This is a genomic window from Clostridium sp. UBA3061 (genome assembly GCF_002367465.1).
GTDB lineage: Bacteria > Bacillota > Clostridia > Clostridiales > Clostridiaceae > Clostridium_J > Clostridium_J sulfidigenes.
In genome coordinates this window covers 18,780-31,306 of sequence record NZ_DFCF01000006.1, presented here as the reverse complement: position 1 = coordinate 31,306, position 12,527 = coordinate 18,780, and the positions used below count along the sequence as shown (strand labels likewise).

General features: G+C 28.1%; 11 protein-coding genes. 10 read left to right on the top strand and 1 reads right to left on the bottom strand.

Going from position 1 to position 12,527, the window contains the following annotated elements:
* Window positions 1–73: 73 nt before the first annotated feature.
* On the bottom strand, window positions 74–607 hold the full coding sequence (locus B2P65_RS04680; RefSeq protein ID WP_346877871.1) for a DUF6512 family protein: 534 nt from the start codon (window positions 605–607) through the stop codon (window positions 74–76).
* 192 nt (window positions 608–799) lie between these two features.
* On the opposite strand from B2P65_RS04680, the gene B2P65_RS04675 reads away from it, so the two are divergent.
* The 10 genes from B2P65_RS04675 (at window position 800) to B2P65_RS04630 (ending at window position 12,412) form a co-directional block, all read left to right on the top strand.
* On the top strand, window positions 800–1,414 hold the full coding sequence (locus B2P65_RS04675) for a superoxide dismutase (RefSeq protein ID WP_035132638.1): 615 nt from the start codon (window positions 800–802) through the stop codon (window positions 1,412–1,414).
* Between the two features lie 361 nt (window positions 1,415–1,775).
* On the top strand, window positions 1,776–2,111 hold the full coding sequence (locus B2P65_RS04670; protein WP_035132636.1) for a PadR family transcriptional regulator: 336 nt from the start codon (window positions 1,776–1,778) through the stop codon (window positions 2,109–2,111).
* Complete coding sequence (locus B2P65_RS04665) at window positions 2,104–2,970, top strand: DUF1700 domain-containing protein (RefSeq protein WP_346848900.1); 867 nt, start codon at window positions 2,104–2,106, stop codon at window positions 2,968–2,970. Before B2P65_RS04670 ends, B2P65_RS04665 begins: the two co-directional genes overlap by 8 nt.
* The gene (locus B2P65_RS04660) at window positions 2,963–4,057 is read left to right on the top strand and encodes a hypothetical protein (RefSeq protein ID WP_346879686.1); all 1,095 of its coding nucleotides are present in this window, start codon (window positions 2,963–2,965) and stop codon (window positions 4,055–4,057) included. The genes B2P65_RS04665 and B2P65_RS04660 overlap by 8 nt, the downstream gene beginning before the upstream one ends.
* A gap of 254 nt (window positions 4,058–4,311) precedes the next feature.
* The gene (locus B2P65_RS04655) at window positions 4,312–4,992 is read left to right on the top strand and encodes an ABC transporter ATP-binding protein (RefSeq protein WP_346877870.1); all 681 of its coding nucleotides are present in this window, start codon (window positions 4,312–4,314) and stop codon (window positions 4,990–4,992) included.
* 12 nt (window positions 4,993–5,004) lie between these two features.
* Entirely contained in the window at window positions 5,005–7,530 is a 2,526-nt protein-coding gene (locus tag B2P65_RS04650; RefSeq protein WP_346878366.1) for an ABC transporter permease, read from the top strand.
* A 236-nt stretch (window positions 7,531–7,766) separates the two neighbouring features.
* On the top strand, window positions 7,767–8,465 hold the full coding sequence (locus B2P65_RS04645) for a response regulator (RefSeq protein ID WP_150842884.1): 699 nt from the start codon (window positions 7,767–7,769) through the stop codon (window positions 8,463–8,465).
* A 9-nt stretch (window positions 8,466–8,474) separates the two neighbouring features.
* Window positions 8,475–9,758: a HAMP domain-containing sensor histidine kinase gene (locus B2P65_RS04640; protein WP_346848904.1), complete on the top strand. Its 1,284-nt coding sequence runs from the start codon at window positions 8,475–8,477 to the stop codon at window positions 9,756–9,758.
* Between the two features lie 217 nt (window positions 9,759–9,975).
* Complete coding sequence (locus B2P65_RS04635) at window positions 9,976–11,361, top strand: DNA recombination protein RmuC (RefSeq protein ID WP_346878367.1); 1,386 nt, start codon at window positions 9,976–9,978, stop codon at window positions 11,359–11,361.
* 148 nt (window positions 11,362–11,509) lie between these two features.
* Window positions 11,510–12,412 carry a GGDEF domain-containing protein gene (locus B2P65_RS04630; RefSeq protein WP_346848905.1) on the top strand — a complete coding sequence of 301 codons (903 nt, stop codon included), beginning with the start codon at window positions 11,510–11,512 and terminating at the stop codon, window positions 12,410–12,412.
* Window positions 12,413–12,527: the final 115 nt, after the last annotated feature.

Below are 12,527 nucleotides of genomic sequence, written 5' to 3'. Positions count from 1 at the left end.
AAATGACTATATTAAATATTAACATTTAGTTAATTTTGATACAGTCATTTTTAATAATATTTGTTGTGAGAATTTAATTCTTGATACCATAGGAATTGGATACGGGACAATAAAATATAGGTAACTTCGGTGGACAATAAGTAAATAGGTAAAATATGAATGTAGCTCCAACTAACATAATAATGGCTATCTTATTCATTATTGGTGGAAATTCAGGTAGTAACATTAAGTTATAACTTACTAATAGTCCTATTAGAATACTAACTTCAAAGATAATTAAATCTTTAAGCAGTGAGTGATGGCCATTCTTTTTAAGCATTTCATAATAAAGAACTAACATTGAAATTGTTGTAATATAAGCGCTTAGAGTCTTTGCAAAGAGAAAATTATTTACATATTTACCCACGAAAAAATATTCTATAATAGCAAAGATTAGAGGAGACCAAAAGGTAAGCTTACAGTGTTCCCATATACTTTCATTAACGGCAAAGATACCAGAAGTAAAAGATAATTTGTTTGTTGCTTCATAGCCAAAATGTATTAATGCACCTATTAGGAAAATCATGATTGCACCAATGCATTCCCACATTAATAGTGTGGATTTCATAAAATATCGCTCCTTAATTATTGATTTTTAAAATAAATTTGAACATATTAATGTATATGAAATATTAATGAATAATATATTAAATAATTTATAATAATAAATTGTAAGTAAAAATTTTTATTAGTGCTTATATGGATGAAAAGTGGTAAAATATAAGCATATGTTATAAATGGAAAGGGTAGGTGGATTAAAATGACATATGATAAAATTAAATTACCTTATGAATACAATGGATTAGAGCCACACATTGATGCTTTAACAGTAGAAACTCACTACGGCAAACATTTACAAACATACGTAAATAATCTTAACAAATTACTTGAAGGACATGAAGCTCTTACTGAAGGTAAAACTTTAGAACAATTGTTAGAGAATTTAGATAGTATTCCAAATGAAATTCGTCAAGGAGTTATTAATCAAGGTGGAGGCGTGGCAAACCACAATTTTTACTTTAGTATTTTAACACCAGGAGGAAAAGGTGAACCAAAGGGAGAATTACTTGAAAAAATCAATAAAGCTTTTGGAAGTGTTGCAAATATGAAAGAAGCTGTTTCTAAAGCTGCTATTGGACAATTTGGTTCAGGCTATGGATGGCTAGTTTTAAATAGTGATGGTGAGCTAGAAGTTATGGCTACTTTAAATCAAGAATCTCCTTTAAGTAAAGGTAAAAAACCACTTGTAACAATCGACGTTTGGGAACATGCTTATTATTTAAAATATAAGAATGTAAGACCAGATTATGTTAATAGTATTTGGAACTTATTTAACTGGGATAAGATTCAAGAAGTATATGAAAGCTATAAATAATTTAGTTTAACATTGGATAACCAAGGCTTAAAGCCTTGGTTATTTTAATATAAAGAACTTGTACACTAATTAGAATATAGGAGTTAAATATATTTATAAAATTTTTAATATGTATCTATTGTGTATAACACGATACTATGATAACATAAGTATGTAAGGGTACTATGTAAAACGTAGTACCAAATTTAAAAGGGACTACTATGTTTTACATAGTGAAGTTGCTAAAGGTTTAGAAGGATTGTGTAATACACAGTAACTTCTATATTTTTTAAGACACTATTGTGTTTTACATAGTATAAGGATAGTTAAAATATATATAAAGAAAAGTATGTTGTTAAAACTTAATAAAGGAGGTTTAGATATGAGTACACAACTCAGAAAGGGTGTAATTGAAATCTGTGTTCTCACACTTATAAATGACAGAGATATGTATGGGTATGAAATTGTAGAAAATATTTCAAGAGTTATGTCAGTAAAGGAAAGCACTATATATCCATTATTACGAAGACTTACTACAGAAGGAAATTTTGAAACCTATATGGTGAAGTCAGAAGGTGGCCCAGATAGAAAATACTATAGGATTACAGACTATGGAAAAGGTAATTTAAGTACTTTAGTTAAAGAATGGGATGAGTTTGTAAGGGATGTAAATTTAATATTAGGATGTTATAGGAAGGAGAATAAGAATAATGACTAAAAATGATTTTTTAGATATACTTAGGGATTACTTAAAGGGAGCTTTTAGTGAACTTGAGATAAATGATATATTAAGAGACTATGAAGAATTTTTCTTAAATGGAGAATTACAGGGAAAGAGTGATGAGGAGATTATAAAAACATTAGGTTCTCCTAAGAGCATTGCAAAAGAATTAACTGAGGAGATGAAGGGACAAGGCAAATCTACAAGTAGTAGCAATAGTGAACTTAAAGATAAAGTTTCTAAGGACGCTAAAAATCTTTGGAAAAATGTAAAGAGACAAGGAAAAAAGGCAGGTAATAAGACTAAGGAATTTTTAGATTCCAATTCAGTAATTAACGGAAAGATATCTTCTGCTGGAGTAAAATTAATAATAGTTGTTATAAGTATTTTATTATTTTTCCCAGCTTTAACAATAGTTATGTCTATGATAGCCAGTGGTTTAGGACTTGTTGGAATGTCAATTGCAAACTTTATAGGTTATCTAGGAGCTGCCTTCCTGTGTGGAATTGATATATCTATGGGAGTGTTTGGATTCTTTGCTTGTATAGCATGGACTGGATTTATTATTTTGTGTTGGATCTTATACTGTTTAGTATATAAAGGATTAAAATACTTAGTAGTGAGCTATATATCTTGGGTTAAAACTAGAAATATGTATGTAAGAGTTAAAAATCAACAAGAAAACACTGAAGGTAATGAGAAGAATACTGAAAGTGCTACTGAGAAAAATGAAGAGATAGAAGAAATTTCTGTAGAAGATAAGGCTTACGAAGAAAAGCCTATTTTTACAGAAGATATAGATGTAGATTATAAAGCAGAAAATATAGATGATAAGGAGGAAAAATTTAATGAATAGATGGAAAAAATCTCTTATTGTGGCTGGAGTGTTTCTTGCAGTAGGAATTACAGGGTCCATTATAAGTGGAGCATATATGATGCCTAAAATTGCAAATGAAGTTTATAGAGTTCAAAGAGAAATAATAAATGCAACTCCTTCGGAAAGAGAAGTATTCGTAACAGATAAACAAGTTGATGTTGTTGATATTTCATCCTTAGAAAATAAAGGGTATAATGTAGAAATTAAATCTTCATCAGATAAAAATACAAGGGTTAAGGTACTAGAATATATAGAAAATGATATGAAGGTACAAACTTCCTATGATGCTAATACAAAGGGTCTTAAAGTTGTAGGAGACAGAACTATGTATAATTTTTTTGAAGCAAAAAATATAAGGGGATTTTTTGAAAAATCTTATGATGCAATTATTTACACACTTATGGAAGAAAAAAATAATAATGCTCAAATTGTTATAGAAGTTCCAGTGGGAGTAGACATTAATTTTAATAGTAATTATTATACAAACCTAACAATAAAGGATAGTAAAGTTTTGAAAGATACATTGATTTTTACAAGTCCTAGAGGGGGATATGTAAATTTACCACATAATAATACTCTTAAAAATATTAATATTAAAACTAGCAATTATTTAGAAATAGACTTAAGGGAATTTATAAATGCTGAAAATGTTAAAATAGATTGTAATAATGCTAGGGTATATTCAGGAGGTACTTATAAGGATTATGGAGAAGGAAAAGTGCTACCTAATAATGTTACCATCAATGCTAATTATATAAATATAGAATCCTACATGCCAATAGGAAAAAATGTTATATTAGTTGGAAGGGATGTAGAGTATACCACTGATTTTGACAATTATGCTATGAAGGTTAATTTAAAAGATAATCTTGGAGGAAGAGTATACTTTGATGGAGCTGATTTAGGTAATGAAGAAAACTTTAATTCAGTAACTTCTAATAGTAGTTATGAAGGGTATATAGGGAGAGGAAAAAAGAAGGATTTTAAATTAAGTGTATCTGGATATGATATATGTGAATTTGAACATTCATCTACTACTGATTTAGAAATGGAGTTATATAATTAACTTTTAGAATTGGAAGAGTGTAGTTAAATTTGTTTAATGACAATTTGCTACACTCTTTCTTATATGACTAAAATGTAAGAAAACTATTAATTATGTAAGGTAAGGTTTATGGTGAAAAAATAGTTAAATATATATAATGATATTTGTAAAGAGAAGTGTAGTGATTAATACAACCTTAATCTAAATACTATTGAGGCTAAGAGTTAAATTATTGTAACTACAAAATTTTAATATAGATTGAAGGAGAATTATGTATGGAGATTTTAAGAGTTGAAAACTTAAAGAAGTATTATGGAGAAGGAAATAGTCAGGTTCGTGCTTTAGATGATATTAGCTTTAGCATTGATAAAGGACAATTTGTAGCTATAGTAGGAGCTTCAGGTTCTGGAAAGTCTACATTACTTCATTTAATTGGAGGATTAGATATACCTACTAGTGGAAAAGTATTTATAAATGATATAGACATATACAAGCAAAATGAAACTGGTCTTAGTATCTTTAGAAGAAGAAATATAGGATTTATATTTCAATTCTTTAATTTAATGCCTATTCTCGATGTAGAAGAAAATATATCTTTACCTGCCCTTCTTGATAGTGAGAAGGTAGATAAAAAATATTTAGATGAAATTATATCTATGATCGGTCTTGAAGATAGAAGAAAACATATTCCATCAGAGCTTTCAGGAGGGCAGCAACAAAGAGTATCAATAGCAAGAGCACTTATAAATAAGCCATCTATAATTCTTGCAGATGAGCCAACGGGTAATTTAGATAGTAAGAATTCTAAGGAAGTTATAGAGCTTTTAAAGGTTACCGCTAGAAAGTATAATCAAACTCTAATACTTATAACTCACGATAGGAATGTGGCTGAACAAGCAGATAGAGTTATAACTTTAAGTGATGGAAAAATTGAAAGTGATAAAACTATGGCATAGGGGGAAGAAACATTGATTAATAGTTATAAAGCTTTAAGTGGAAAATACTTAAAGGATAATAAAAAAAGGACAATATTAACTATAATAGGAATAATATTGTCAGTAGCACTTATAACATCAATATGTACTTTTATATTAACAGTGCAGAATTCTATGATTGAAAATTCAAAGAAAAGTATGGGGGCATTTCATCTTGCTATAACTAATGTATCTGAAGATGAAATAAATAAGATTCAAACTAATATAAATGTTAATAGTTTAGGGGTTATGATTAGTAAAAATGCTGTTCCATTTATAAAGGATAAAAACATTGAACTTAACTATTTAAATGAAGCTGCATTTAAACTTATGAATATAAATTTAGAAGAAGGCCAATTACCTAGGAGTAATAATGAAGTTGTTATTGAAAGGTGGATTCTTAGATATTTTGATGAAGAAGTTAAAGTAGGCGATATAATTAAAATACAAGATGAAGATGGAGATGAAAAAGATTATACCTTATCTGGAATAGCTAAAGATGATTGGCAAAATCAAAGTGAAGGAATATCAAAGGCTTATTTAATAAAGAATGATAGTAATGTGAAAGAAGATTCCACAGTATTAGTTGAAATTAAGGATGAAGCTGATAAACAAGAAGTGATTAAGGAAGTATCTAATCTTGTTAGTAGTAAAAGTAAAGTAGTACAAAATAAAGATTTACTAAGACTTATAGGGGAGTCTAGTAATGCGGATATGAATAAATCTCTATTTATGATAGTTTTCATTGTTATAGGAATTGTTGTTTTGGCTACAGTAGTGGTTATTTATAATGCTTTCCATATTAGCATAGCAGAAAGAATGAAGCAGTTTGGATTGTTAAGAGCTATTGGAACTACTAAAAAACAAATTATGAATTTAGTAATTAGAGAAGCATCTATTATGATATTTATAGGTATTCCTCTTGGAGTATTCTTTGGAATAGTGGCTGTATATTGTATTGCATTTACCTTTAATAAGATGTCAGGATTGGGTGAATTTTCAAACCTTAAAGTAGTAACATCACCATTTGTACTATTATTAAGTAGTGGTATAGGAGCAGCAACTATATATGTTTCAGCTTATCTACCAGCTAGAAGTGCAGGTAAGATTTCACCATTAATAGCTATAAGTAGTCAATCTTTAATTAAGAAAGAAAAGAGAAATAGGAGTGGTAAATTTTTAGGGAAATTCTTTAAAATAGATACAGCCATGGCTCTAAAAAATGTTAAGAGAAATAAAAGAAGATTTTATATCACTGTATTATCTATGGCTATAAGTGTAACTCTATTTGTAACGTTTATGAGCTTTGCTAAGTTCTCAGATAATTTTTCTGAGAAGGTTACTGAAGATAATGACATTGCATTTACCATTCATGATAATGGTAATACTGAAAAACTAGATGCTATAAATAATAAATTAATTGAAGAAGTAAGAAATATTTCAGGGGTAAGTGAAATCTATAAACATTATAATTTCATATTAACTCAAGGATTTGTTGAGAATTCTGCTATACCTAAGGAAGTAAGACAGTGGGCAGCAGAAAATAGGGATGAAGATTTATTCAAGAGTAAAGTTGATGGAAAAGACAAATCGAAAATTAGTGTTGTATTTCAAGCCTATGAAGAAAATAAGTTAAATGTGGCTAAGAAATATATTAAGGAAGGTAGCATTGATAATCTTAAAGATGGAGAAGTAATTATAGTTAGAGAAACAACATTCTTTGGAGATAAGAGAAGTCTTATTGCACCCATGGCTAAACTTAAAGTAGGAGATGAGATACTAATTAGTGATGTGGAATATTCAGATGGACAAGAGAACTTTAATAGTAAGGAGCTTAAGAAGGTTAAGGTAGCAGCAATTATGGATGTTCAGCCTTTTAGTGATTTAGATTATCAAGGAGTATTAAATGTTATAGGAAGTAAGAATACTGTTAAGAATATAATAGAAGGCAATCAGCAGCAGATGAAAAATTTTAGAGTTACAGATATGGGAATAAAAATTAATGATGAGAGCTATTTAGATAAAATAGATAAGTCGCTAAAAAAGATAGAAAATACTAATGCAGGAATTGGCTATTATAATAAAATAGAATCTGCTAAAAGTGAAAAGGCGTATAAATTGCAAATGAGTATATTGCTTATGGGATTTATAATAGTAATAACCTTAATAAGTGCAGTAAACATTGTAAATACGGTAACTACAAATATTCTTCTTAGAAATAAGGAAATAGCAGCTTTAAAAGCTATAGGGATGACAAGGAAACAAGTGAGAAAAATGATAACTTTTGAAGGTGTATTATTTGGACTATATGGAGGAATTATTGGTTCAGTAGCAGGTACTATACTAGCATATATACTATATAATCCTATGTCAAATATTAGGGATTTCAAATTTACATTACCATGGAATAGTATTGTTATTTCTATTGTAGCTGTAATTATTATGGGATATGTTTCGGCATTAATACCTCTTAGAAGATTAAGTAAACAAAATATTATTGATAGTATAAGAGGTGAGTAAATAATATAGACATATTATTAAATAAAACAGTTATTCCAAAATAAGAATAAGAAATAGATAAAACAAAAATCCAAGGAAATATTCTTTGGATTTTTGTTTTAATATAATTATAACCTAAGCTTTTTAAAATCCCTATAATGTTATATGATTTTAATGATAAAATTAAGTTATAAATGCAAGTTTTAAAGTAGTGTTAATAAATAATTTGAAAATTTTTTTATGGAGGAGGTTATGTAATGAATAGAATTTTATTAGTTGAAGATGATGAGGCATTGGCTTTAGGAGTAGAATATACCCTTCAAGAAGAAGGGTATCAGGTTTTTAGAGTGGGTTCTATAGAGAATGGAAAAGAAAAATTTAATAATGAGGAGTTTGATTTAATACTTCTAGATATAAATTTACCTGATGGAAGTGGATATGACTTTTGTAAATACGTGAAGGAAAAGAAGGACACACCTATAATATTTTTAACTGCTTTAGATGAAGAGGTAAATATAATTTTGGGATTAGATATAGGTGGTGATGACTATATAACAAAACCTTTTAGAGTAAAGGAGTTATTATCAAGAATTCGTGTAGTTTTAAGAAGAGTTGGCAAAGGTGATAATAATATAACAACTTTAAGATCCGGAGATATAATTATTAACACATCTAGTGCAGAAGTATCCAAGGGTAATGAAAAGATATCATTAACGGCAAAGGAATATAGGCTTCTTTTAGCATTTCTACAGAGTCCAGAAATATTACTTAGCAAGGATCATATATTAAAGGAATTATTTGGTGAAGAAGGCGCATATGTAGAGGAAAATACTCTTTCAGTTTATATAAAAAGACTTAGAGAAAAAATAGAAGATAATCCTAGTAAGCCAGAATATGTTATAACGAAAAGAGGACTAGGCTATATGTGGATAAAAGAAGTTGTTAATGGAAAGTAGGAGAAATTAATGAAAGAGCTTATAAATCCAGAATTAAAAAAGAGTTCCGTAGTGTTATTATTTATAGTTATAATATTTATATTTATCGTTAATATGTGGATTACTTTTTATTTTAATAACATAAAGAGTCAATATATAGATGGCAAGGCCGCAATGTTATCTACAATGGTAGAAAAATTTCCTAATCTTGAAGCGGATTTAGTAGAGGCAACCTTTAAAGTGCCAACAAAGGAAGGGATAAAATTAGGAGAAAAAATTATAGATAATTATGGTTATAAAGACAATATAAATATAATGTATATAGATGGAATAAATGAAGCTTTTAAAAATAGTAAATTTATATTTATAATTATAGGTAGTACATTTGGAGGTTTATTAATATTATTAAATTATATTCAGTATAGAGGTATATATAGTCGAGTAAGAAATTTGACAAGAGCCTCAAAGGAAATATTAGAGGAAAACTATGATGTAAATCTTTATGAAGAGAAGGAAGGAGATTTTGCAAAACTTTCCTATGGATTTAAAAATATGAGACAAGTTTTACAAAGTCAGATGGTAGATTTAAAAAAAGAAAAGGAGTTTCTAGTAAATATATTATCAGACATATCTCATCAATTAAAAACACCACTATCTGCCCTTATTATTTATAATGATATTTTAAGTAATAAGAAAATTAGTGAAGATAATAGGGAAAAATTCTTACATAATAGCAAGACACAATTAAATCGTATGGATTGGCTTATAAAAAGTATATTGAAGCTAGCCAAGGTAGATGCAAGAGCAATTGAATTTAACATGAAGGAAAATAGCTTAGTTAATACTATTTATGAAGTTATAGACAATGTTGCAATGATGGCAGCAGAAAATAAAGTTAATATAGTATTTGAAAGTAATATGTATGAAGAAACGGTAATAAGTAATATAGAAGAGATTAATAAAAAAAATAAAAATAAGTTTATGTTTAATTATGATGAGAAATGGTTAGGAGAAGCGTTGATTAATATAGTTAAGAATGGTGTAGAACATAGTTATAATGGTGAAATCCATATAGAACTTGAAGAAAATCCCATAAATACAAAAATTGTAATAAGGGATAATGGAGTGGGAATTAGTGAAAAGGATCTTCCTAATATTTTTAAGAGATTTTATAAAGGGGGAAAATCTGAGTCTGTTGGAATTGGATTATCTCTTAGTAAATCAATTATTGAAGCCCAAGGAGGATATATAGAAGTTAAAAGTAAAGTGGACATAGGTACTGAGTTTAAAATTGTACTTATGAAAAGTATCTAATATAAATTAAATAGATAGTAAAAACATTGAAGAGTTTAATAATTTAATCTATTTGTAATTTTATACTGAAAAATGATATAATGACCAAGGGAACATATTTTCATGTTTCTTATTTTACCTTAAATATAAGGCTAAATAGATAAAATTTTCTATTTAGCCTTTAAACGGTATTTGAGAGTAATATTCTTATATAAATTTTAAGATTGGGGATGAGATAATGGAAGTTTTATTGGTTATTGTAATTATATTGTTAATTATAAATATATATTTTACTCTAAAATTAAAGGATTCTAGAAGCAGAATGCAAAAGGGCAGTGCAGCCGATATTGAGAATTCAATCTTACATATAGAACAAAGGGTAGGAGATATAGATAAAAGTGTTGATAAATTAGAAAAAGCCTTTAGAGATGAAATCTCTAGAAATAGGGAAGAATCTCGTAAAGGTGAAAAAGAAGCTAGAATTGAGTTGAACCTTCAAATACAAAGGTTAAGTGATGCTATTTTAGGTAGAATGAGTGAAATAGCAAATTTTCAAAAGAATCAACTAGATACATATTCTAATACTATAGAAAAATCACTTAAATCTTTTGAAAATCAATTTTCTAAAAGTGTTAATGAGTTTAATAATCTTCAAAAAGAAAAATTTAATGATTTATCCCAAAAACAAGGTGAGTTGCTTAAGTCTACTGAGGATAAGTTAGAAAAAATGAGGGAAACTGTGGATGAAAAGTTACAAAGTACATTGGAGAAGAGATTAGGAGAATCCTTTAAGTTGGTAAGTGAAAGATTGGAAGTTGTGCATAAAGGACTAGGTGAGATGCAAACCTTAGCTATGGGAGTAGGAGATTTAAAAAAAGTTCTTTCCAATGTTAAGACTAGAGGAATCTTAGGAGAAATTCAATTGGGAAGAATTTTAGATCAAATTCTTACTAAAGAACAGTACGATATAAATGTAGTAACTAAGAAGGGATCTAGAGATAATGTGGAATTTGCAATAAGACTTCCAGGTAAGGATAAAACCTCTGATGTAGTATACCTTCCTGTAGATTCAAAGTTTCCTTTGGATGTATACCACAATTTGGTGGATTCCTATGATACTGGAGACCAAAGTTTAATAGAAGAAGGTTATAAAAAGTTAGAAACAGCTATAAAGAAATCAGCTAAGGATATTAGAGATAAATATATAGACCCACCTTACACCACTGATTTCGCAATTATGTTTTTACCAATAGAAGGTCTTTATGCAGAGGTAGTTAAAAGAACTAATTTAGTTGAAATTCTTCAAAGAGAATATAAGATAAATATAACAGGCCCAACAACTTTAGCAGCACTTTTAAATAGTTTACAGATGGGATTTAGAACTCTTGCAATTGAAAAAAGATCTAGTGAAGTTTGGAATGTACTTGGAGCAGTTAAAACAGAGTTTGGAAAATTTGAAGAGGTGCTTAAAGCTACACAGAAAAAGTTAAATCAAGCAAGTACAGATTTAGATAAGCTTGTAGGTACAAGGACTAAGCAGATTAATAAAAAACTTATGAGTGTAGAAAGTTTGACAAATGATGTATCAGAGAAATATATAGATGTACTTTCTATAGATGAATAGTTAAATAGAAGTATATTCTAGATCATTTTTTCAAAATATATATAAAAGATATTTTAGAATTACATGTAGAGATGTACTTTATTACAGCTGAAAAATAAAAAATACATAACAAATGAAGCCATATTTTAAACAAGGAGGTTTTTGAAGTATGGATATAATGGATGATGTGAAAGAGCGACTTTCAATCTTTAAAAATATATATGATATGATAAGAATAATTAATCCCAATAATAATAAAATTTTATCAACAGATAACAATACTATAAATACTGATACACATTGCTATGAGTTATGGAATAGGAATGGTATATGTGAAAATTGTATTTCTAAACAAGCATATGAAAGCAATGAAACAGTAGTAAAAATAGAGTATAACAAAAACAGGATTTTTCTAGTTATGGCTTCTCCTATAAATATTGGCAAGGAAACCTATATAGTTGAGTTAGTGAAGGATATATCAAAAGGAGGAGCTATTATAGATAGAGAGAGGGAATATGCAGAATCTATTGAGAAGTTTTTGAAAAATATACAAGAAACTACCCTAATAGATGATCTTACAGGTGTATATAATAGAAGGTACATAAGAGAGCGATTAGAAGTTGATGTTGAGAAATCTATAAGGGAACAAAAATCTATGTCTGTTATAATGGCAGATATAGATTATTTTAAGGAAATTAATGATACCTATGGTCATATAGTTGGAGATAATGTATTAAAAGATTTTACGAGAATTGCTTCAAAATATATTAGAAGCAATGGAAGTGATTGGATTGGACGTTATGGTGGAGAAGAATTTTTAATTGTTTTAAATGATACAGATGAAGATAAAGCAGAAATTATTGCAGAAAGAATTAGGAAGAATTTAGAGGAAACGACCCTTGAACATAAAGGAAATAAGTTTAGTATAACCTGTAGTTTCGGAGTATATGGCTTTAGAGATTTAGATATGAATACCGAAGATATAATATATAGAGCAGATATAAACCTTTATGAGGCTAAGGAAAAGGGGAGGAATACTACCGTTGTTAATAAAAATAGGTTAAGAGATTAATAAAATTATAAAAAGTTTATGATTATTATTTTAAAGTACATAACAAAGAAAATATATGGATTTATTAAATGAAATTTTAATAAATCCATATATTTTTAATTTAAAGCTAAACTAC